The 20,589-nt window shown below is 74.2% G+C and carries 21 protein-coding genes; 11 read left to right on the top strand and 10 right to left on the bottom strand.

Translation table 11 applies throughout. From position 1 onward, the window contains the following. Positions 1–16: 16 nt before the first annotated feature. Positions 17–1,003 carry an ATP-binding cassette domain-containing protein gene (locus CUT44_RS10030; protein WP_100200287.1) on the top strand — a complete coding sequence of 329 codons (987 nt, stop codon included), beginning with the start codon at positions 17–19 and terminating at the stop codon, positions 1,001–1,003. Positions 1,004–1,064: 61 nt separating this feature from the next. Further along, positions 1,065–1,790, top strand: a complete 726-nt coding sequence (locus CUT44_RS10035) for an ABC transporter permease (RefSeq protein WP_100200395.1) — start codon at positions 1,065–1,067, stop codon at positions 1,788–1,790. 48 nt (positions 1,791–1,838) lie between these two features. On the opposite strand, the gene CUT44_RS10040 is transcribed toward CUT44_RS10035, so the two are convergent. After that, on the bottom strand, positions 1,839–3,218 hold the full coding sequence (locus CUT44_RS10040; RefSeq protein ID WP_100200288.1) for a hypothetical protein: 1,380 nt from the start codon (positions 3,216–3,218) through the stop codon (positions 1,839–1,841). 249 nt (positions 3,219–3,467) lie between these two features. Here CUT44_RS10040 and CUT44_RS10045 point away from each other — a divergent pair, with 249 nt between their 5' ends. Beyond that, complete coding sequence (locus tag CUT44_RS10045) at positions 3,468–3,827, top strand: hypothetical protein (RefSeq protein ID WP_100200289.1); 360 nt, start codon at positions 3,468–3,470, stop codon at positions 3,825–3,827. Positions 3,828–3,848: 21 nt separating this feature from the next. Here CUT44_RS10045 and CUT44_RS33500 read toward each other — a convergent pair whose 3' ends face one another. Further along, positions 3,849–4,019, bottom strand: coding sequence for a hypothetical protein (locus CUT44_RS33500; RefSeq protein ID WP_199185559.1), 171 nt, complete (start codon positions 4,017–4,019; stop codon positions 3,849–3,851). A gap of 326 nt (positions 4,020–4,345) precedes the next feature. On the opposite strand from CUT44_RS33500, the gene CUT44_RS10050 reads away from it, so the two are divergent. The 3 genes from CUT44_RS10050 (at position 4,346) to CUT44_RS10060 (ending at position 6,342) form a co-directional block, all read left to right on the top strand. Next, entirely contained in the window at positions 4,346–4,969 is a 624-nt protein-coding gene (locus tag CUT44_RS10050) for a TIGR03086 family metal-binding protein (RefSeq protein WP_100200290.1), read from the top strand. Between the two features lie 110 nt (positions 4,970–5,079). Next, positions 5,080–5,454, top strand: coding sequence for a DUF6412 domain-containing protein (locus CUT44_RS10055; RefSeq protein ID WP_233221102.1), 375 nt, complete (start codon positions 5,080–5,082; stop codon positions 5,452–5,454). A 126-nt stretch (positions 5,455–5,580) separates the two neighbouring features. Beyond that, entirely contained in the window at positions 5,581–6,342 is a 762-nt protein-coding gene (locus tag CUT44_RS10060) for a YidC/Oxa1 family membrane protein insertase (protein WP_100200291.1), read from the top strand. Positions 6,343–6,489: 147 nt separating this feature from the next. Here CUT44_RS10060 and CUT44_RS10065 read toward each other — a convergent pair whose 3' ends face one another. After that, a complete protein-coding gene (locus CUT44_RS10065; RefSeq protein ID WP_100200292.1) occupies positions 6,490–7,320 on the bottom strand; it encodes a hydrolase in 831 nt (276 codons plus the stop codon). A gap of 400 nt (positions 7,321–7,720) precedes the next feature. Between CUT44_RS10065 and CUT44_RS33025 the strand changes: the two genes are divergently transcribed. After that, positions 7,721–8,278 (top strand): hypothetical protein, encoded by a 558-nt coding sequence (locus tag CUT44_RS33025; RefSeq protein ID WP_158239553.1) that lies wholly within the window; start codon positions 7,721–7,723, stop codon positions 8,276–8,278. Positions 8,279–8,391: 113 nt separating this feature from the next. On the opposite strand, the gene CUT44_RS10075 is transcribed toward CUT44_RS33025, so the two are convergent. From CUT44_RS10075 to CUT44_RS10100, 6 genes are all read right to left on the bottom strand, one after another. Then, a complete protein-coding gene (locus CUT44_RS10075) occupies positions 8,392–8,883 on the bottom strand; it encodes a general stress protein (protein WP_100200293.1) in 492 nt (163 codons plus the stop codon). 169 nt (positions 8,884–9,052) lie between these two features. Then, positions 9,053–9,667 carry a GTP-binding protein gene (locus CUT44_RS10080; protein ID WP_100200294.1) on the bottom strand — a complete coding sequence of 205 codons (615 nt, stop codon included), beginning with the start codon at positions 9,665–9,667 and terminating at the stop codon, positions 9,053–9,055. Beyond that, a complete protein-coding gene (locus CUT44_RS10085; RefSeq protein ID WP_100200295.1) occupies positions 9,648–10,043 on the bottom strand; it encodes a DUF742 domain-containing protein in 396 nt (131 codons plus the stop codon). The genes CUT44_RS10080 and CUT44_RS10085 overlap by 20 nt, the downstream gene beginning before the upstream one ends. Position 10,044: 1 nt before the next feature. Then, entirely contained in the window at positions 10,045–10,470 is a 426-nt protein-coding gene (locus tag CUT44_RS10090; protein WP_100200296.1) for a roadblock/LC7 domain-containing protein, read from the bottom strand. Beyond that, positions 10,467–12,869: a sensor histidine kinase gene (locus tag CUT44_RS10095; protein WP_100200297.1), complete on the bottom strand. Its 2,403-nt coding sequence runs from the start codon at positions 12,867–12,869 to the stop codon at positions 10,467–10,469. The genes CUT44_RS10090 and CUT44_RS10095 overlap by 4 nt, the downstream gene beginning before the upstream one ends. Positions 12,870–13,205: 336 nt before the next feature. Continuing rightward, complete coding sequence (locus CUT44_RS10100; protein WP_100200298.1) at positions 13,206–13,598, bottom strand: RNA-binding S4 domain-containing protein; 393 nt, start codon at positions 13,596–13,598, stop codon at positions 13,206–13,208. A 277-nt stretch (positions 13,599–13,875) separates the two neighbouring features. On the opposite strand from CUT44_RS10100, the gene CUT44_RS10105 reads away from it, so the two are divergent. Next, a complete protein-coding gene (locus CUT44_RS10105) occupies positions 13,876–15,096 on the top strand; it encodes a glycoside hydrolase family 6 protein (RefSeq protein ID WP_233221103.1) in 1,221 nt (406 codons plus the stop codon). Between the two features lie 409 nt (positions 15,097–15,505). Further along, positions 15,506–17,473 carry a glycoside hydrolase family 3 protein gene (locus tag CUT44_RS10110; protein WP_100200398.1) on the top strand — a complete coding sequence of 656 codons (1,968 nt, stop codon included), beginning with the start codon at positions 15,506–15,508 and terminating at the stop codon, positions 17,471–17,473. Between the two features lie 493 nt (positions 17,474–17,966). Here CUT44_RS10110 and CUT44_RS10115 read toward each other — a convergent pair whose 3' ends face one another. After that, complete coding sequence (locus CUT44_RS10115) at positions 17,967–18,494, bottom strand: hypothetical protein (protein ID WP_100200299.1); 528 nt, start codon at positions 18,492–18,494, stop codon at positions 17,967–17,969. A 99-nt stretch (positions 18,495–18,593) separates the two neighbouring features. Here CUT44_RS10115 and CUT44_RS10120 point away from each other — a divergent pair, with 99 nt between their 5' ends. After that, complete coding sequence (locus CUT44_RS10120; protein ID WP_100200300.1) at positions 18,594–19,523, top strand: pseudouridine synthase; 930 nt, start codon at positions 18,594–18,596, stop codon at positions 19,521–19,523. A gap of 99 nt (positions 19,524–19,622) precedes the next feature. After that, positions 19,623–20,312, top strand: coding sequence for an HAD family hydrolase (locus CUT44_RS10125; RefSeq protein WP_100200301.1), 690 nt, complete (start codon positions 19,623–19,625; stop codon positions 20,310–20,312). Positions 20,313–20,589 lie beyond the last annotated feature (277 nt).

Here is a 20,589-nt window from a genome sequence, read left to right on the forward strand (position 1 = left end):
AGAGGGGGTGGGTCGCATGGCGGAGGAGACGGCGGTCGAGGCGGTCGGGCTGCGGAAGTCGTACGGCCCGGTGACGGTGCTGGACGGGATCGACCTGGAGGTGGCGCGCGGCAGCGTGTTCGCACTGCTCGGTCCCAACGGAGCGGGCAAGACCACGACCGTGCGCATCCTGGCCACACTGGTGCGGCCCGACGCCGGGCGGGTGCGGGTGGCGGGCTTCGACGCGGTGCGGCAACGGCGGGAGGTGCGCCGCCGCATCAGCCTCACCGGGCAGTACGCGGCGCTCGACAAGGAGCAGACCGGAGAGGAGAACCTGGTCATGATGGGCCGGCTGTGCGGTCTGTCGCGCCGCCGGGCCCGCGGGCGGGCCGGGGAACTGCTGGAGCGGTTCGACCTCACCGGTGCGGCCCGCCGCCGGACGGGGACGTACTCCGGCGGCATGCGCCGCCGGCTGGACATCGCCGCGGGCCTCGTCGGCGACCCCGAGGTGGTCTTCCTCGACGAGCCCACGACCGGGCTCGACCCGCGCAGCCGCCAGACGATGTGGGAACTCACCGCCTCCCTGGCCGGAGCCGGGACGACGGTCTTCCTCACCACCCAGTACCTGGAGGAGGCCGACCGGCTCGCCGACCGCATCGCCCTCCTCGACGCCGGGCGGGTGGTCGCCGAGGGCACCGCCGCCGGCCTCAAGCGACGGGTCGCGGACCGGCGCCTGGACCTCACCCTCGCCGGTCCCGCCGCGTACGCGCGCGCTGTGCGGCGGCTCGGCGCAACCGCCGTCCTGCGCGACCCGGACCGCATGGTCGTCGGGGTGCCCACGAACGGCAGCGCGTCCCACATCAGGAGGCTGCTGGACGGAGTCGATCCGGACGGCGACACGGTGGAGCGGTTCACCGTGTACGAGGCGACCCTCGACGACGTCTTCCTGGCCCTCACCGGCCGCCCCGCCGACCGCGCCCGGACCGCCGGGCAGGCCGCCGGAGAGGCGACCGCCCGTGTCTGAGATCTCCGCCGCCCCGGCGGCCCGGGCCGCCGCGCCCGGCGCCCCGGCCCGTGCCGTGACCATGGCCGCCCGCTGCGTACGGCTGTCCGCGCGCAACGTCGACGCGCTGGTCACCTCGCTGCTGCTGCCGGTGATGCTGATGCTGGTGTTCGTCTACCTCTTCGGGGGCGCGATCGAGACCGGAACCCGGTACGTCACATACGTCGTTCCCGGGGTGCTGGTGCTGTGCGCCGGTTACGGGGCGGCCGCGACGGCCGTCAGCGTCAGCGGCGACATGACCGAGGGCGTCGTCGACCGCTTCCGCTCCCTGGATGTCGGCGGGGGCCCCGTCCTGGCCGGGCACGTGGCGGCCAGTGTCGTGCGCAACGCCGTCGCCACCGCCGCGGTGCTCGCCGTCGCCTTCGCCATCGGCTTCCGGCCGGAGGCGGGCGCCGCGGGCCGGCTCGCCGCGGCAGGCGTCCTGGCGGCCTACGTCCTGGCCTTCTCCTGGCTGTCGGCCGCCGTCGGGCTGCTGGCGAGAACCCCCGAGGCCGCGAGCGGCTTCACCTTCCTGGTGCTGTTTCTGCCCTACCCCAGCAGTGCCTTCGTGCCCGTGGAGACCATGCCCGACTGGCTGCACGGCTTCGCCCGGCACCAGCCGGTCACACCCGTCATCGAGGCGCTGCGCGGACTGCTGCTGGACCGGCCGGTGGGCAGCGCCCCCTGGCTGGCGCTGGCCTGGTGCGGCGGAATCCTCGCCGTCTCGGTCGCGGCGTCCGCGGTGCTCTTCCGGCGCCGTACAGCCTGACGGCCCGGCTGACGGCCCGGAGCGGCCGGTCCGCGCGGGGGCGTCGGCTCAGAAGCCGCCGTCCCCGCCGAAACCGCCGCCGCCGAAACCGCCGCCGAAGTCGCCACCGCCGAAACCGCCGCCGAAGTCGCCACCGCCGGAGTAGCCGCCCTCGCCGCCGTAGCCCCAGCCGGGCCCGTAGCCGTAGCCCCAGCCGCCCAGACTGCTGCCCAGTACCGTGCCGAACAGCAGGCCGGGCAGCATCATCGAGCCGTAGGCCCCGTAGTAGCCGCCCATCCATGGTCCGTACGCCGGGCCCGCGTCCCAGTACGGCACCCGTTCACCGGTGGCGGTCGGCACCGTGCGCACCGCCGGGTCCAGACCGTCCTCGATACGGGTGGCGTCGGCCGCGCAGACCGGCACCTCGCGGGGCGAGCCGCCCGGGGGCGTCCACTCCGCGTCCCGTACCGACGGCCCGTGCCGGGGGTCGAAGAAGCACGGCGGCCGCCGCTCGGGCAGCTCCCGGCCCTCCCGCCGGGCGTCCAGGACGGCGAGGGAGAACCGGCCGTCCTCCAGCGCCTCGGTCACCGCCCGCATGTCGTCGGGGCGCCGGGCCGCCCCGGAGGCCTGCTTGGCCTTCTCGTAGGCGTCCAGCGCGTGTTCGTAGTCGGTGAGCATCTCCGGTGTGACACCGGGGGCGGAGGGGGAGAAGTCCAGCCGGTCCAGCCGCTCGCCGTAGGCGGTGATGTCCTCCTCGACCGCGGCCCGCACCTGCTCCAGCTCGGCCCGCTCCTCCTGTTCCTGCCGCTTGCGCGAGCGCCGTGTCAGGAACAGGCCGCCCAGCGCGAACACCGCCAGCACGACCAGGAAGCCCACCAGTACGCCGCCGCCACCGCCGGACCCGCCACCGGCCGGATCACGGTCGCGGTAACCGCCGGCCCCGCCGTCCCGCGCGGCCGACTGCACATCGGTGACGAAGCCGCTGAGGATGCGGTAGGGGTCGTCGGCGTGCTCCCGGAGGTTGCGCTGCGCGAGCGAGCTCGCCGTGGAGCCCCGCAGGACCGCGGAGTCGGACGCCGCGCCGAACCGCGAGCCCAGGGCGACCGCGTACACGCCGGGGCGGCCCACCTCGGAGCGCAGCCGGTCGAAGACGGCGTCGCCGTCGTAGGAGGCGTCGTCGGGCAGCACGGCGACATAGACCGGCACGTCGCCGGCCCGGATCTGCCCGGCGAGCCGGTCGGCCTCGGCGGCGGAGAGCTTGTCCGAGGCGGCGGGATCGACGTAGACCGGTGTCTCCCGGAGCGCCGCGGCCACTTCCTCGATGTCCGTGGCCGCCCGGGCACCGCCCGCGGGGCCCAGCAGGGCGACGGCCACGGCGAGAACGGCGGCCCAGACCAGACTCGCCCGCCGTCCCGGAAACACGAAGGAGAAGGGGCGGTTTGTCCTCATACCGCTCGGCTACCCAGCCCTCGTACCGCCACCCGGGGAAAGCACCCCTGTTCGATGGGAATTTCCGGAAGGCGGGGAACATCCGGATCCGGCCCGATGTTGGAGAGGATGCGGGCGCCATCCCCCGGCGTGCCGCATCCGTACCGGTTCCGGCCGCGGTTCTCCCCCCTCCCGGCCGGGCCGGTACGACCCCGCGGCCGCTCGCCCTCATGCCCCGGGGGTTCCCCGCACGCTCCACGGAGGCCGCCGTTGTCCTCGATCGGAACCGCCCGGCACTTCCAGCCCAGAGGCACCCCGGGTGACGTCTGCCGTGACCACAACCGCGCCGCGCTGGCCACCGTGGTGGCGGCCGAGGCGCGTCGCAAGGGGTACGGGCCGGAGCTGAGCGACGAGCAGATCGACGAGTGCGCCGCACTCGCGGGGCGCAAGCCCCCCTCGGAGAAGTCCCGCGCGGCGATCCGCGCCGCCCTGCGGCCGCCGCTCAGCGCCGCCGACACGCCGGAGGAGGTGGCGGCGGCCGTCTTCGGCGCGCTCCCCTCCCACCCGGTGCGGGTGGTGGGGCGGGACGGCCGGGAGTACTTCCTGGTCCCGCTCCCGGCCACCGGCTGACTCCCCGTGCCGCGGCACGGTTCACTCGGGCCGCGGCTGCCGGGCGCCCGGCTCTCTCCAGTCCAGGACCTCCCGGGTCTCACGCTGTATTCGCTCGGCCACTTCCCGGGTTTCGGCGAGCACGTCGCCGAGCTCCTCGACCAGGCTTCCGTAGATCGGCGGGTGGTCGGCTCGGGTGGCGGTGGTCGTCACAGGACTTTCCCTCTCTGCGCTGCCGGCATCGCCGGCACTTGTGCCTCTTGTGATTCCTGTGTCACGCCGGGCGCCGTGCGGCGGCCGGCCGCGTAGCGTACCGGTGCTGTCACGCGGTGACACATGGCGTCCCCTCTTCGGGGTGCGAAGAAGGGACGAACGGCGGGCGGCTACCCGGTGCGGTGGCGATCATGCCAGTCGATCGCAAATCTGTTCGCGCCTCTTCCGGCGGCGGCGATGAGTTCCGGCCGCCGGGCCGGTCCTCACGGTGTACGCGTCCCCGGGTGTGCGGAGCCGCATGCCCGCGTCAGGAGGAGGAACCAGAGATGACCGCTCCGGCACCGGCATTCCGGCCGCCCGACCTGGAACCGGTGGCCCGCCGGATGATGCGCGCCGTGGCGGGCGTCCCCGGCGACCGGCTCACCGCGCCCACCCCGTGCGAGGGGATGACCGTGGGCGACCTGCTGCACCACGTCCACGGCCTGTCGGTGGCCTTCCGGGACGCCGCGCGCAAGGACCTCGGCGCCGCCACCGGGACCGACCCCGCCGTCCGGCGGCCCTCCGCCGCGCTGTTGCCCGCCGACTGGCGCGAGGACATCCCGCGCCGGCTGCACGAACTCGTCACGGCGTGGCGCGACCCCGGCGCCTGGGAGGGCGTCACTCAGGCGGGCGGTGTCACGCTGCCGGCCGAGGTCGCGGGCCGGGTCGCCCTGAACGAACTCCTCCTCCACGGCTGGGACCTCGCCCGCGCCACCGGCCAGGAGTACCGCTGCGACGAGGCGAGCCTGCGGGTCTCCGCCGGACTGCTGGAGCAGTCGGCGGACGGGACCGGACGGGAGGGGATCTTCGGCCCCGTGGTCGGGGTGCCGCCCGGCGCCCCGCTCCTGGACCGGGTCGTCGGCCTCGGCGGGCGCCGTCCCGACTGGTCGCCGGCCGCGCTCCGGGAGTAGTCCTGGAAGCGGCGGAGGGAACCGGTCCCGGCCGGGACCGGTTGGGCTAACATCGTCCGCAGCCGCTCCCGCGCCCGCGGGCCAGGCGGCGCGGACGCGGGGAGGTGCGGATGCCGTACGGCGGTTCGACCGGCCGTGAGCCCTCCCTCCGTCGGTGGCGGCCGGGCACGGGCCCGCGCTCGCCGCTCCTGCTGGTTCCCCCGGCAGTACTGACCCTGCTGGCGCTCCTGACCGGTCTGCAACCGGGGCAGGGCGGCCTGGCGACCACCGCGGTGGCACTCGCCGCGACCGCCGCCGCGGGTACCGCCCTCGCCGTGGCCGCCCTCCTGGCCGCACGTCTGGCCCGGCCCGCGCCGCCGGCCCGGATCCGGACCGCGCTGCGCGACCGGGAACGCCGTACCGCCTTCCTGCCGCAGCGCGATCCCGACGCCGCGGGCCGGCCCCGGCCCCGGGCTCCCGGCCGTCCCCTCCCGACGGCCGGGTAGCCGCGGCTCTCCTCTCCCGGATCTCCGGACGCCCCGGAGCACCCCGGCCGGGGGCCGTGTCCGCACGGCTCGTCACGCCGAAAAAGCTCCGTCCGGCACGACGAGACCCCGGGAGGGATCCCCTTCATGCGCACTGTCGCCCAGCTTTTCGCGCTGCTCACCGGCGCACTCGAACCACTCTTCGCCACCTCGGCGACCGCCGTCGCGATCGTCGTGGCCACCATGTGCGTACGCACCCTGCTGCACCCCCTGGCACGGGCGGGGGTGCGGGGCGAGAAGGCCCGGGCCCGGCTCGCCCCGGAGACGGCCGGGCTGCGGAAGCGGCATGCCGGGGATCCGGAACGACTCCGGCGGGCCCTGCTGGAACTGCACGTCAGGGAGGGGGTCTCGCCGCTGGCCGGGATCGCCCCGACGCTGCTCCAGCTACCGGTCTTCTTCGTGATGTACCGGCTGTTCACGGCTCCGCGGGTGGGCGGTGAGCCCAACGGACTGCTGGCGGACCGGCTGGGCCCCGCCCCGCTGGGCGGCCGCTGGACCGACGCGCTCGCCGACGGCGGGGTGCTCGGCGCGCCGGGACTGGTGTACCTCGCGCTGTTCGGGGTGCTCGCCGCGGTGGCGCTGTGGTCGTACCGAAGGGCGCGCGCGGCGGTCGACCCGGCACTCGAACAGACGGTGCCGGGGGCGGCGGGGCTGGTGAAGGTGCTGCCGCTGCTGTCCTTCGGGACGCTGGTCACCGCCGCGCTCGTACCGCTGGCCGCCGGGCTCTACCTGGCCACGACCACGGTGTGGACGGCGGTGGAACGGGCGCTGCTGCACCGCGGTCCCACGGCGGCGGCGCGGACCGGCGCGGCGGGAAGGGCGCGGAGGAGCGGGCCGAACAGGAGCTGAACGGAGCGGCGTCCTGTCGCCTTCTCAGCCTTCCCGGGGCCCCGGCGCCCCGGCGCACGGCCGGTGACGGCCGTGCGCCGGGGCTTCTCACCGTGGGGGCGGGAGTGGGGGAGGGCGCAGGGGAGTGGGGCGCGGTGCACGCCCCGGTCAGCAGCCGATGCGGGAGCTGCCGACGGCGACGTCGTCGAACCACAGGGTGTCGGTGTCCCCGCCGTAGCTCTCCCAGCCCACCCGCAGATCGGTGAGGGAGGGGCGCCAGCCGGGCTTGCGCAGCCACTGGCCGTCGATGTCGTGGGTGGGGGTGCCGTCGACGGCCAGGCCCGGCACGGCCTCGCCGTCCACCCAGGTCTCCAGGTGCCCGGTGGAACCGTCGATCCGGAACTCCACGCAGGTCCAGGTGTTGACAGGCAGGGGGCGGCTCATCGCCACGCCGTTGGGGCTCTGCTCGGGCAGGGTGGCGTCGTCGGACTCGCGGTTCCACTGTAGGGCGCTGTTCTGGCCGCCCATGCGCAGGTCCTTGTTCTCGCCCGCGTCGTGCATGGCCGCGAACGTGACGTGGGCGGCGGGCAGCGGGGTGGTGTGCCGCACCTGGAAGCGGGCCCAGAAGGTGCCGGAGGTGTCCACGTCGTCCAGCGGGGTCCCGACGAAGATGTGGTTGCAGTAGCCGCCCCCGCCGTTGATCCGCAGTGACTTGCCGCCGCTGTGGGCCACCGAGGAGTCCACGCTCGCGGTGCCGGTGCCGGAGCAGTTGGGGGCGCCGGCGGTCCAGCGGCCCGAGGGCTGGGAGCCGGTCTGGGACTCGAAGTCGTCGCAGAAGCCGTCGGTCCCGGCGGTCGCGCAGCCTGCCGCGGCGGGGGCATCGGCGCTCTCGGCGGCGGCGGGGGAACCGGCCGGGGAGAACAGCGCCAGGGTCAGCGCGGCGGCGGCCGGGGCGGCCAGTAAGCCGCGGCGGGAAAGGAGCCGTGCGGTGGGGGGCATGTCGATCTCCTTGGGAAGTGCCGGACGGGCGGGGTCCGTGGCGGCGCGGTGCGCCCGCCCACGGGCGCGGACGGTTCCGGCGGTGCCGTGGTGTGGGGGAAGCCGTGCGGCGGGTGCCTTCCGGGCCCGGTCGTGTCCGGTCGCGGTGGCCGCCGGGCCCGGTCGTACCAGGGCCCGGGGAACCGGTCCCGCTCTCGGCCGAGCGGCGTGGGAGCGCTCCCACGCAGAACTGTAACGGCCGTGGGAGCACTTGGAAACCCCGCCTCACGGCCCGGCCACCGGGCACACGGCCAGGCGGATGAACGGGCGGGGCCGCCGCTGCGTACCCCTTCGCGTGCCCTGCGGCGCTCGCGGCGGGGCACGGGCCGTTCCGTCTGCCGCCCACCGTGAGGACATGCCGATGACAGAGCGAAGCAGCCTTCCCCTGCGGGCCCTTCCGTCCGGGAGGGCCGAACTCCACGTGGTGCTCGACCTGGACTGGGCGGACATCGCCGCCCTCGGCGCGGAGGCCGGACGGCTGGCCGACCGGCTCCAGCGTGCCGTCACTCTGGATGAAGCCGTCAGTCACCGGCTGAGCACCGGGTCCGGTACCCGGGCCACCGTTCCGGTCGTGCCCCCCGGCCCTGGTCCGGCCGCGGTCCCCGCGGTAGAGCGGGACCGCTCGAGAAGCGCCGCCCCGGCGTCCGCCGGTTCTCCGGGAGCCGAGGCCGGCCGTCACGCGGCCGGGCGGGACGGCGGCTCCGCGGCCTCCGCCCCGGTCTCCGCCGTCACCCCGATGTCCGGGGCCGCGGCCGGACGGGACCGGGCCGCCTCCCCTGCCGGGCAGCACCCCGCGGAGGAGCGGCGGACGGTGGAGCGCGTCTCCCTGGCCGCGTCACCCGGGAGTGCCGGGCATTCCGGGGCCGCCGACACCGCCGCCGTCCCCGGGGCCTACCGGGCCACCGGGACCGCCGGCTGACCGGCGGCCCGTACCGTCCGGCTCCCGGTGGCGCGCCGGGGAACGTCCGGAGCCGGGACTTTGAACCGGCGCGGGGCGTGGTGCCCCCGCCCGTGAGGAGGGGTGAGGACGTCTCAGGCGGTTCCGGTCAGCCCCTCGCGCTGGAGGATGGTGCGGGCCTGATCGGCGTGTCCGCCGCGCACGATGACGTCGTAGCGGGCGGCGGCCAGGGACCGGGTCGAGGAGAAGTCACGGCGTCCGCCGGTCGCCGCGTGACCGACGAAACCGAAGGCCGCGCCCCACAGCGCGCCGATGAGCAGACCACCGAGGATCAGTCCCAGCCAGGCGGGACCGGGGGTGAACAATCCCACCAGCAGACCGATGAAGAGGCCGAACCAGGCACCGCTGGCGGCGCCGAGCCCAGCCGCGCGGCCCTTGGTCATCCGGCCGGTGACATGCTCGACCAGGCGCAGGTCCGACCCGACGATGTCGATGTGCTCCACGGGGAACTTCTCGTCGGAGAGCCGGTCGACCGCGGCCTGGGCCTCCTCGTAGGCGGAGTAGCTGGCCACCGTGTTCCAGGCATCGCTGACCGGATCCGGGGGGTTCGGGTCGATGTGCGCCATCGTCGCACTCTCCTTCCGTTCGGTGCGCGCTACTGGCCGCCTGCCCGGAGGGTGCCGCTTTATGGCTGGAGAGTCCGGGACGGCGCACGCTCCGGCCGGCCGGGATCCGGGCGGGGGCCACCCCGGCCACCGGTACGGCGAGGCCGACCGGTGGCCGGGGCGGGCGAGGTCAGCCCGCCGGTGTGCCCACGGGCGCCGGCCGGGACAACAGCAGATCGACCAGCGCGAGCAGCAGATCGCGGCCGACATCCTGGCGCCGTACGTCCCCCATCAGCAGCGGGACGCCGGGATCCAGGTCGAGGGCCTCACGGACCTCCTCCGCGGTGCGGTCGCAGTGGCCGTGGAAGCAGTTGACCCCCACCACGAAGGGGATGCCCCGGCTCTCGAAGAAGTCGATGGAGGCGAAGCTGACGTCCAGCCGTCTGGTGTCGACCAGTACGACCGCGCCCAGCGCACCGTTCACCAGGTCGTTCCACATGAACCAGAAGCGCTCCTGGCCCGGTGTGCCGAACAGGTAGACCACCAGTTCGGGGTGGATGGTGATCCGGCCGAAGTCGAGCGCCACCGTCGTGGTGCTCTTGTCCGTCAGTCCCTCGATGTCGTCGACGCCGACACTCGCCTGTGTCAGGTACTCCTCGGTGCGCAGCGGAGACACCTCGCTGACCGCTCCGACCAGGGTCGTCTTGCCCACCCCGAAGCCGCCGGCGATCAGGATCTTGACGGCCGAGGGGGTGGCTGGGCCGTCCCCCCGCCCGGCCGGGTGATCAGAGTTTCCGGAGTCCATCCCTCACCGCCTGCAGAAGAGTCACGTTCAGTCCACCGTTTTCCCGGGCCACCAGCGGTGGCCGGACCGTCACCCTGCCGAGCGACACCAGGTCGTCGATCAGGATCTTCGTCACCGACACGGGCAGGTCGAGCGCCGCGGCGATCTCCGCGACGGCGGCCGACCCGCGGCACTGCTCCACAATGGCCTGGTGCTCCGGCTCCAGCCCTCTGACCGGTGGCTGGTCGCCCTGGAGCTCGACGGTGGTCACCACTGTGATCAGACCGAGGTCACCACGTTCCGGAACAGTCCTGCCACGGGTGATGGCATAAGGCCGGACCAGGGAGTCGTCGGCCTCCTCGTATCCCGGGTCGTCGTCCGTCCAGTGGCCACCCACATCAGCCTCCGTCCGTGACCGTGCCGTCGGTACGGGCCTCGGTGCCCAGCTTCTGGCCGACCTGCTGGACGAGGGTGTGCATGGCGACCGCCATCACCTCGGCGTCGACGTCCTGGGACGCCACGACGGCCAGATGGGTCCCCTTGCCGGCAGCGGTGATGAAGAGCCACAGGTCTGCCAGCTCCACGATGACCTGACGCACCGGCCCGCCGCGGAAGAGTTCGTCCACTCCCCGGGCGAGGCTCTGCTGCCCGGTGGCCACGGCGGCGAGTCGTTCGGCGTCGGTGCGATCGATGGTGCGGGACTGGCTGACGACCAGCCCGTCGTCGGACAGGACGATGGCGTGCCTGGTGCCCGCCACCTGATCGACCAGTCCGTCCAGCAGCCAGTCCAGGTCCTGGTCGGTGGCGGTGGTTCGCTGTGTCATCGTGGGTCTTCCGTCGCGTTCTGGTTACGGCCCGGCGTACTGCCGCCGGTCGGGGGGTGGCCGTCTGGGGAGGACTGTCGGTGTGCGGCGCGGGACTGCCGCTGGAAGGCGCCGATGGCGGCGCCGGAGCGGGCGGGTTGCGGATGCGGTCCGGTTTCCTCCTGGGGGGTGCTGCCGGAAGGCTGCTCCGGCTCCCTGAGTTCGGCGGCGAGACTGGCCCGGCGGACCCGCTTGGGCAGTGGGTGCGCCGCGGCGTCGGGAGAGGGATCCCCGGAGGACCGGGGCCGCGTGCCGGGCCGTGCTTCGTCCCGCGGGGCGGGGACGGAGATTACCGTGCCCATCGCCTGACCGCGCGAGCGGGCCGGCAGTTCGGCGGGTGTCTCCCGGACCGGGTCCGGGACCCCCCGCAGCGGTGTCTGCCCGGTCTCCTCACTTCCCGCCCCGTCCGGACCCGGTCCGTCCGCGATCAGTTCGGCGGGTATGAGCACGATCGCCCGGGTGCCGCCGAAGACCGACGGACGCAGCTCCACGTCCACTCCCAGACCGTGGGCGAGCCGTGCGACCACGTACAGACCGAGCCGGACGTCGTCGACCCGGGACATGATGTCCATCCTGGGCGGCTCGGCCATCAGCCGGTTGATCCGCTCGTACTCCTCGGGCTCCATGCCCAGACCGCGGTCCTCGATCTCCACGGCGAGGCCCCGTCCCACCAGTCCGGCCCGTACCTCCACGGGAGTGGGGGGCTTGGAGAAGGTGGTGGCGTTCTCCATCAGCTCGGCCAGGATGTGGACGGTCGGCCCCACGGCGCGTTCGGACAGCCAGGGCTGCCCCTCGACCTCGATGTGGATGCGGCGGTAGTCCCGTACCTCTCCCAGCGCGGCACGCAGGATGTTCAGCGCCCGCACCGGTCTGCGCCAGCGCCGCTGGGGCTGACCGCCGCCGAGGATGACCAGGTTCTCCTCGTAGCGGCGCAGCCGGGCCGTGAGGTGGTCGAGGTCGAACAGCCCCTCCAGCACCTCGGGGTCCTCGTGCCGGCGTTCCATCTCGTCGAGCTTCTTGAGCTGCAGACCGATGAGCAGCTGGGTGCGGCGGGCGATGCGCTGCAGGAGCCGCTCGAAGCCGCGGTGCTGTTCCGTCTCCCGCACGGCGGTCTCGATGGCGCTGCGGCGGGCGGTGTTGAGGGCCTGGCCGAGCCGGCCGAGGTCGTCGTCACCGTGGCTGACCTCGGAGACCTCGGCGTCGACGTCGATGTTCTCGCCCCGGCGCAGTCGCTCCACGATGCCGGGCAGCTTCTGCTCCAGCTCCAGCGCCTCGTCGCGCAGCGCCAGGACGCGCCGCCGCAGCAGGCTGGTGAGCCAGAGGCTGAGCAGGACGACGACCACCACCGCGCCCAGACCGACGGCGCTCGTGGTGACCAGCCGGTTCAGCAGCGACTCCATGGAGGCGTCGCCCGCCGCCCAGACGAACTCGACCCGTATGCCGGACAGCCTGCCGAGCTGTTCGTGCACCTGGGCGGACGCCTGCTGCCAGCGAGCGGCCCCGCCGTCCTCCAGGACGGTGGAGGCACTGCTGCCGGAGGAACGCAGCAGGGCGTCCTGCATGCCGGCGACGGCCTGCCAGGCATCGCCGTCGACCATCTTCCGGTAAGCCGCGGCCTCGCTGTCGCGGAGGTGGGGCTCGTACCCCTGCTCGACCAGGTACCGCTGGACGCTGACCAGTTCCACGAACTGGTCGTACTCGGCGGGGCCGAACTCGTCCGGGTCTCTGGCCAGCAGGGCGTCCTGGCGGGAGAGCATCTCCTGGGCCCTGGAAAGGTTGTTCAGGGGCCCGCTGAGGACGGTCAGCTCCAGGTCCTCCGTCTGGCCGAGGGACTCGAAGAACCGGAGGCCGGCGGCGGTCAGCCCGTTGAAGCGCTCGTAGACCTGCTGCTGGGTGGCGTCCCCGCCGTCCATGGCCGCGCGGATCTCGCCGAGTTCGCCCAGTTTCCCGCGGATCTCCGTCAGTCCGTCCCGCGTCTGCGGATAGGTGTCGGAGATCTCGATGTCGGAGAGGGACTCGAAGGTGCGCACGGCCCGGTCGGTGCGCTTGCGCTGCTTCTCCAGGGCGGGGCGGCCGGCGCCGGGGTCGTTCAGTGCGAAGGCGCTGATCCCCCGCTCCATCTGCAGGGCGAGGAGGACGTCCGTGGCCGGGTACGCGGCGCGGTTGGCGATGGTGTGCTGGGTGTCCCGGTTCTGCCAGGTGGTCCCGAGCTGCACGGTGCTGACCGTCCACAGGGCGGCCAGTGCCACGCTGGGGACGACGGCCAGGATGAGCAGGGCTGTCCGGAGTGATTCCAGGCGGGACGAGCCCTTCTTCGTCCTTCGCCTCTGCCGTCCCGGCACGGTGACGCGCGGTGCCATGTCTCCCCAGCGGTGGTTGTGGTGATGGGCCGCCGCTGGTGAGGGCGGCGTCGAACGGGGCGATGGTAGCCGTATGGCCGTTCAGAGGGAAACAAGTGTGGACAACTCACCGAGAACGGCGGGCAGAAGCATTTCCCCTGGTGGTGGCGGTGCGCCGGGCTGAGGTGCCGGACGGACCGCTCCGGTGCCGTGCCGGCTTCGGGCTCGTACCGGTGTTTCTTCCGGCGCTCCCCGATGGACGCCCGGTGGGCTCTGCGCGAGCCGGCCCGCGCAGAGCCCACCGGGCGTCCGCTTCCGGTCCCTCAAGACCCGGAATCGCTGTGGTGTTCTCGCCCGCTAATCCCGGTCGGCGGTCCCGCGGCCGCGCAGCCGCTCCAGATCGCGCCGCTCCCGTTTGGTGGGCCGTCCGGCGCCCCGTTCGCGCCGGGCCGCGGGAGCGGTGTACTCGGGCGGTGGCGGCGGCGGGCTGTTGTCGACGAAGCACTCCGCCGCGACGGGCGCGCCGACGCGCTTGCGTACCAGGCGCTTGACGACCACGATCCGCTCATGTCCCGAGTGGCGCAGGCGTACCTCGTCACCGGAGCGCACCGGGGCGGCGGGTTTGGCGCGCTCCCCGTTGATCCGGACATGGCCGGCGCGGCAGGCGGCGGCGGCGGCCGATCGTGTCTTGGTGAGCCGGACGGACCAGATCCAGCTGTCGATCCGTACGCTCCCCTCGGCTGGGGTCATGTCCCCGACTCTAGAGGAGGAGTGCCGCGCGGTGCGGCCGCCGGCCGCCGACGGCTGCGCGGGCATATGCGGAAACCGGCACTGTTGTTCGCCTCCGCAACGGGCCGGCGGTCGGGCGCCGGGTGCCGGGAGCCGTGCCGAAGAAAACCGGGACGGGGGGTCTTGACGCGCGGTCCGGACGGGTAGAAGGTCTGGCAGCGGATATGGGAGCGCTCCCACGAGGGGGACCGACTCGGGGAGTGCTCCGCCGGACCGCTCACGTCAGGAGCCGAAACACGTGCACAGACGGAGAAACAGGCGGGAGAACGGGCGGGGGAGCGCCGCCGTCGCCACCGCCGCGCTGGTGTTGCTCGCGGGGACCACGGGAACGGCCGGCGCCGCGGCCGGCTCGCCGGAGGCGGGGAAGGACGACCGGAGGCCGAGCGGGACACGCCTGTACACACCGCCCGCCAACCCGGACGCGTACGACCAGATCCGGGAGCTGGTGAGGGCCGGGAAGCACAAGGACGCCCTCGCCGTCGCACGGATGGTGCGGACTCCGCAGTCCGTGTGGTTCAACGGCCGGGGCGACGACAGCCTCATCCGCGGCGAGGTCCGCGAGGTCGTGCGGGACGCGGCGCGCAAGCGGGCACTGCCGGTGCTGACCCTCTACAACGTCCCCGGCCGGGACTGCTCGCAGTACTCGGCGGGCGGGGCCGCCGACACCGCCGAGTACCAGGCGTGGATCGACGAGGTCGCCAAGGGCATCGGCAAGAAGAAGGCGCTGGTGATCCTGGAGCCCGACTCCCTGGCCCTGCTGCCCTCCGACTGCGGACAGGACGACGAGGAGGGAACCCTGACCGCCGCCCGCTACGCTGAGGTCGGCTACGCCGTCGACACCCTCACCGCCCTGCCCGGTACCACCGTCTACCTCGACGCCGGCCACAGCGGCTGGCACAGCGTCAACTCCATCGTGCCGCGACTGATCGAGGCGGGGGTCGAGAAGACCCGGGGCTTCTACCTCAACGCCTCCAACTACCGGTCCGACGAGGAGTTGGCCCGCTACGGCGAACTGGTCTCCGGCTGTCTGGAGTACGCCGCAGGCGGCGGTGACCCGGCCGACTGTCCGAACCAGTGGTGGGACCAGGAGGACGCACAGGCCTGGCTGGACGAGAACGTCACCCCTGACCCGGCCGACCAGCCCCACTTCGTCACCGACACCAGCCGCAACGGCCAGGGCCCCTGGACCCCGGACACCGACCAGTACCCCGACCCCCAGGAATGGTGCAACCCGCCGGACCGCGGTCTGGGCAAGCGGCCGACCACCGCCACCGGTGATCCGCTGAACGACGCCCACCTGTGGATCAAGATCCCCGGTGAGTCGGACGGCGAGTGCCTGCGCGGCACGGAAGGACCGGAGGACCCCGCGCGCGGCATGATCGACCCGCCCGCCGGCCAGTGGTTCCCGCAGCAGGTCCTGGAACTGGTGCGCAACGCGGAGCCGCCGCTGCGCCCCTGACCGCCGACCGCCCGTCCGGCCGGCTCGACCGCGCCTGGAGTCCCGGACGGGAACCCCGGTTCGGTGGCGCGATGAGGGCGCGCCACCGAACCGGTCACCCGTCCGGCCCCGGTGTCTCCTCCGCCGGGGCCGGACGGCCCGTACCAGCCCCCGCCGAAGAAGTCACGAGAACCGAAGAGCCACCCGAGACCAGTTCACCGCCGCCGAGGAACTGTCCGGACCGGCCCGGTGGCCGTCGGCCGGACCGGTGAGACACCGGACCGTGTGTTTCCGCCCCCACCGGAAGGACGACGCCGTGACGAGATGGACGACGAGAGGGGCCGGCGGACCAGCCGGCGAACCGGCCGCCGGACGGACCGCGCTGCGCGGCAGGTTACGGAGGTTCACCGCGGGAGCCGCCGTGACCCTCATGGCCGCGTGCACGCTGAACAGCGCACCCGCGGTGGCCTCGGCCGACGCGCCACCGGTCTACGAGGACCCGGCCCTGCCGGTGGACGACCGCGTCGAGGACCTGCTGGCCAGGATGACGCTCGACGACAAGATCGGGCAGATGACCCAGGTCGACCGCGGCGCGCTGGAGGACCAGTCGGACCTGGCGGCCTACCGCATCGGCTCGGTCCTCTCCGGGGGCGGCTCCGCCCCCACCCCCAACACCCCCCAGGCCTGGGCGGAGATGTACGACTCGTTCCAGCGGGCCGCGCTCTCCACCCCGCTGGGCATCCCCCTGATCTACGGCGTGGACGCCGTCCACGGCCACAACAACGTGCGGGGTGCCACGGTCTTCCCCCACAACATCGGCCTCGGCGCCACCCGCGACCCCGAACTGGTGGAGCGGATCGGCCGCGCCACCGCCGAGGAGGTCGCCGGCACCGGTATCGACTGGACCTTCGCGCCCTGCCTGTGCGTGGCCCGCGACGACCGCTGGGGACGCACCTACGAGTCCTACGGCGAGAAGCCCGAACTGCCCGGCGCGATGACCACGCTGATCGACGGCCTCCAGGGCCCCTCCCTGGACGCGCCCGGCTCGATCCTGGCCACCGCCAAGCACTACCTCGGCGACGGCGGCACCACCGGCGGCGTCGACCAGGGGAACACCGAGCTGAGCGAAGCGGAACTGCGCGAGATCCACCTCCCGCCGTTCCGGGCGGCGGTGGAACGCGGGGTGGGTTCGGTGATGGTCTCCTACAGCAGCTGGAACGGCGTGCGGATGCACGGGCACCGCCATCTGATCACCGACGTCCTCAAGGGCGAGCTGGGCTTCACCGGCTTCGTCGTCTCGGACTGGGCGGGCGTCGACCAACTCGACGGCCGGGAGGGCTTCACCGCCGCCGAGGTGCGGGACGCGGTGAACGCCGGCATCGACATGGTCATGGTGCCGTACGACTACCGCAGGTTCACCGAGCTGCTGCGCGGCGAGGTGCGGGCCGGGCGGATCCCGATGGAACGCGTCGACGACGCCAACCGCCGCATCCTGGCGAAGAAGTTCGAACTGGGCCTCTTCGAGAACCCCTACACCGACCGCTCCTACACCGCCACCATCGGCTCCGACGCCCACCGCCGGCTCGCCCGCGAGGCGGTGCGCAAGTCCCAGGTGCTGCTGAAGAACTCCGGCGGCGTCCTGCCGCTGGACAAGTCGGCCAAGGTCTTCGTGGCGGGCAAGAACGCCGACGACATCGGCCACCAGAGCGGTGGCTGGACCATCACCTGGCAGGGCGGAAGCGGGGACATCACCCCGGGGACCACCGTTGTGGAGGGCATGCGGTCACTGGCCTCCGACCCGTCGCGGGTGACCTACGACCGGTACGGCGACGGCGTCGACGGCTCCTACGACGTGGCGGTGGCCGTCGTCGGCGAGACCCCGTACGCGGAGATGGAGGGCGACCGGCGCGGCTCGATGGGCCTGGACCGGGAGGACCTGGCCACCCTGGAGAGGCTGCGGGCCTCCGGGGTGCCGGTCGTGGTCGTGCTCGTCTCCGGCCGTCCGCTGGACATCGCGGAGCGGCTCGACGGCTGGGACGCGCTGCTGGCGGCCTGGCTGCCCGGCACCGAGGGCGCCGGGGTGGCCGATGTGCTCTACGGCGACCACGCGCCGACGGGGAAACTGCCGATGACCTGGATGCGCTCCGTGAGCCAGCAGCCCGTCAACGACGGCGACGGCAAGACTCCGCTGTTCCCCTTCGGCCACGGGCTCACCTACTCCGCCGACCACCGGACCGCGGACCGGCGGACCGGGAGCTTCCGGGCCGAGGTGACGGTGCACGGCAACGTCCCCGCCCCCTCGGAGGGCCGGCGGGCGGCGCCGGTCCCGGCGGACGGGCCGGAGACCGGCAGCGTCCGGTCCGGAACACCGCGCCCATCCGCTCCGGCGGCCCGGTGACCGTGCCGGGCACCGGCCGGAACGCGCGGCCGGACCCCGGCGGACCGGCGGCGTCCGGTTTCACGGCCACCGGCTCCCCGGCCGTCCCCTCCACCCCCCGCACCGGTTCCTGACGCGGACCGGCACGCACCCCGGTGACCGGGGTGCGGCGGTCCCCCCGCCCGCCGCACCCCGCCCGGCCCGCGGGTTTCCGCCCCCTCGGCCCGGGTACCGGAGGGCAGGTCAGCCCGTCCGGGACCGGCCGAGGGACGCGCGGGACGGCCGGTACGGAGGCGGACGGCGGCACAGCGGTGCGGCCACCACGATCGCGCGGCCCGGCACTCCGACCCGCGGGGGCGCCGGGCCGTATCCGCACAGGACGGTGAACGTGTTCGTCTTCTTCTCCAACCGGTCCGGCTGCCTCGGCTCGCTCCTGATCAGCCTGGCCGGCACGGCTCTGCTGTTGCTGGTGCTCTACAGCTGCCGGGGCGCCTGACGCCGGGACCGGCGCGGTTCAACGGTCCGTCGCGGACGGCAGCGGTTCCCCGCACCGCTCGCAGCGGACGGCGCCCGCCGTCTCGTTCATGCGGCCGCAGGCCGGGCAGACCCGGTCCAGCATGCACGGCGGCTCACCGCCGTCCGCCGCGGCCACCGCGTCCGCCGCGGGAGAGGGCGGGCGGGCGCCGACGGTCATGCCCGGCCGCCGCCGGTGAACGGTCAGGTAGACCAGCCCGTCGGGCCCCGCCCGCAGCGACCGCCGCGAGGTGCGCGGCAGCCACACCAGCCGCTGGGGCGCGAGCGCCTGCCGTCCGCCCGCGCCGTCCTCGAGCTCCCCGCCGCCGCCGACCACCAGCAGCAGTACGTCCAGATCGTTCTCGGCGTGCTCGCCGACGGCCGCCCCCGGCGGCAGCCGCACCAGATTGGCGTCGAGCTGCCGGCCGGACTCGGCCAGCCGCCACAGGGCGCCGCCGCGCTCCGCGGGCGCCCGGTCGGCGCGGTCGCCGAGATCGGCCAGAACACGGGGTGTCTCCTGCTCGGACACGGCACCTCCTGGGGACGGGCGGTCCGATCCTATGCCCGGTCCGTACCGCCGGGCCCGTCCCGTTCCGTACCGCCTTCCCGCGTAGGCTTGGGCACCGCGATGAGACGCAGACGCACGGCACCGCCCGCCCCGCTGCCCCAGCGGCACGGCATAGACCCGGTCCGCCTCCGGCTGCCCGGGACCGGTGACTGGGCGACGGTCCGCGACCACCTGGTCGACCGGCTGCCCGCGGTGCCGCCGGAACGGATCGACGCCATGCTGTCCGGCGGCGCGGTGTGGGGCGCCGGCGGGCCGCTCGCCCCGGGAGCCCCGTACACGCCGGGGGCGTACGTGTGGTTCCACCGGGAGCTGCCGGACGAGGTGCCGGTGCCGTACGAGGTGGAGGTGCTGTACCGCGACGACGTCCTGGTCGTGGCGGACAAACCGCACTTCCTGGCCACCACCCCGCGCGGCCGGCATGTCACCGAGACCGCCCTGGCCCGGCTCCGCCGCGATCTGGCACTGCCCGAACTCAGCCCGGCGCACCGGCTGGACCGGCTCACCGCGGGCCTGGTGCTGTTCACCGTCCGCCCCGCACACCGCGCCGCCTACCAGAACCTCTTCCGGGACCGGCGGGTGCACAAGGAGTACGAGGCCGTCGCACCGTACGACCCGGCCCTGGAACTGCCCCGCACGGTGCGCAACCGCATCGTCAAGGAGCGCGGGGTCATCGCCGCGTACGAGGTGCCGGGGGAGCCCAACAGCGTCAGCCGGATCGAGCTGGCCGGGCGCCGCGGCGGACTCGGCCGCTACCGGCTGCTGCCCCGCACCGGCCGCACCCACCAGCTGCGGCTGCACATGAGCGGTCTGGGCGTCCCCATCCTGGGCGACCCGGTCTACCCCCGCCCCGTCGAGCGCGCCCCGGACGACTTCGGCAGCCCGTTGCAGCTGCTGGCCAAGGTCCTGGAGTTCACCGATCCCGTCACCGGCCGCCCCCGGCGGTTCACCAGCCGCCGCGCCCTGTCCGCCTGGAGCGGCCCGGACGGGTGAGGCGCGTCCATGACCGCGGCCCGTCCGGGTACCCGGGCACCTGGAGAACCCGGAGAAGCCGGGTGCGACGGACGGCACGGGCCGGCGGAAGGACAGCACATGAGCGGCGGCGGAACGGGACGGGCGGTGCTCTTCGACGTGGACGGCACCCTGGTGGACACCACCTATCTGCACACCGTGGCCTGGTGGGAGGCGCTGAGGCAGGCGGGCCGCCGGGTGCCGATGTCCCTGATCCACCGGACCATCGGCATGGGCAGCGACCAGCTCCTCGACCGGCTGCTGGGCGAGGACCACGATCCGGCGGAGGCCGGGGCCGTCACCGCCGCCCACCGGACCCTGTACGCCGAGTACTGGCCGCGGCTGGCCCCGCTGGAGGGAGCCGCCGAGCTGCTGCGGGCCTGCGCGGAGCGGGGCTGGACGGTCGTACTGGCCAGCTCTGCGCACGGCGACGAGCTGGCGGTGATGCGGCGGGCGGTGGGCGCGGACGACGTGGTCGCCGGCGCGACCAGCTCCGACGACGTCGAGGCCAGCAAACCGGCACCCGACCTGGTGGTCTCCGCACTCGACCGGGCCGGTGTCGCCCCCGACCGGGCGGTGTTCGTGGGCGACACCGTGTGGGACGTGGCCGCCTGCGAGCGGGCGGGCGTGCCCTGTCTGGGCGTGCTCTCCGGCGGGCTGACCCGGCAGGAGTTGCTGGACGCGGGCGCCGTGGAGGTCTACGAGAACCCGGCGGACCTGCTGGCCCGCCTCGACGACAGCCTGCTGGGCCGCTCGCCGGGCACGGCGTGAGCCCTGGCAGGGCCGTCCACGGCGACCGTCCACGGCGGCCGGGGCCCGCGCCGACGGCGCACCCGGCCCGTGGCGCGGGTCTGCGTCGATCGGGTGGAGACGAGCCGTGAGCCACCGCCGTACACCCCCGCCTGCCAGGGGCGCGGAAGGCCGGCGGCCACAATTCCGGCAGAGGGTCCGCAACGGTTCCACCGGGGTTTCCGGCCACCGAGCGGGGGCACCCGCCCACAACCGTCACAGCGCCCAACGCCCCTGATGGTGACGAGGAAAGGGCCAT

Origin of the sequence: Streptomyces carminius, assembly GCF_002794255.1 — a bacterium.
Classification (GTDB): Bacteria; Actinomycetota; Actinomycetes; order Streptomycetales; family Streptomycetaceae; genus Streptomyces; species Streptomyces carminius.

Excerpts from the sequence above, each read along its gene's own strand:
- CUT44_RS10060 (WP_100200291.1), top strand. The coding sequence starts at position 5,581 with ATGCGCACTGTCGCCCAGCTTTTCGCGCTGCTCACCGGCGCACTCGAA.
- CUT44_RS10035 (WP_100200395.1), top strand. The coding sequence starts at position 1,065 with ATGGCCGCCCGCTGCGTACGGCTGTCCGCGCGCAACGTCGACGCGCTG.
- CUT44_RS10055 (WP_233221102.1), top strand. The coding sequence starts at position 5,080 with ATGCCGTACGGCGGTTCGACCGGCCGTGAGCCCTCCCTCCGTCGGTGG.
- CUT44_RS10040 (WP_100200288.1), bottom strand. The coding sequence starts at position 3,218 with ATGAGGACAAACCGCCCCTTCTCCTTCGTGTTTCCGGGACGGCGGGCG.
- CUT44_RS33025 (WP_158239553.1), top strand. The coding sequence starts at position 7,721 with ATGACAGAGCGAAGCAGCCTTCCCCTGCGGGCCCTTCCGTCCGGGAGG.
- CUT44_RS10080 (WP_100200294.1), bottom strand. The coding sequence starts at position 9,667 with ATGGACTCCGGAAACTCTGATCACCCGGCCGGGCGGGGGGACGGCCCA.
- CUT44_RS10075 (WP_100200293.1), bottom strand. The coding sequence starts at position 8,883 with ATGGCGCACATCGACCCGAACCCCCCGGATCCGGTCAGCGATGCCTGG.
- CUT44_RS10125 (WP_100200301.1), top strand. The coding sequence starts at position 19,623 with ATGAGCGGCGGCGGAACGGGACGGGCGGTGCTCTTCGACGTGGACGGC.
- CUT44_RS10065 (WP_100200292.1), bottom strand. The coding sequence starts at position 7,320 with ATGCCCCCCACCGCACGGCTCCTTTCCCGCCGCGGCTTACTGGCCGCC.
- CUT44_RS10095 (WP_100200297.1), bottom strand. The coding sequence starts at position 12,869 with ATGGCACCGCGCGTCACCGTGCCGGGACGGCAGAGGCGAAGGACGAAG.
- CUT44_RS10100 (WP_100200298.1), bottom strand. The coding sequence starts at position 13,598 with ATGACCCCAGCCGAGGGGAGCGTACGGATCGACAGCTGGATCTGGTCC.
- CUT44_RS10030 (WP_100200287.1), top strand. The coding sequence starts at position 17 with ATGGCGGAGGAGACGGCGGTCGAGGCGGTCGGGCTGCGGAAGTCGTAC.
- CUT44_RS10120 (WP_100200300.1), top strand. The coding sequence starts at position 18,594 with ATGAGACGCAGACGCACGGCACCGCCCGCCCCGCTGCCCCAGCGGCAC.
- CUT44_RS10050 (WP_100200290.1), top strand. The coding sequence starts at position 4,346 with ATGACCGCTCCGGCACCGGCATTCCGGCCGCCCGACCTGGAACCGGTG.
- CUT44_RS10110 (WP_100200398.1), top strand. The coding sequence starts at position 15,506 with ATGGCCGCGTGCACGCTGAACAGCGCACCCGCGGTGGCCTCGGCCGAC.
- CUT44_RS10090 (WP_100200296.1), bottom strand. The coding sequence starts at position 10,470 with ATGACACAGCGAACCACCGCCACCGACCAGGACCTGGACTGGCTGCTG.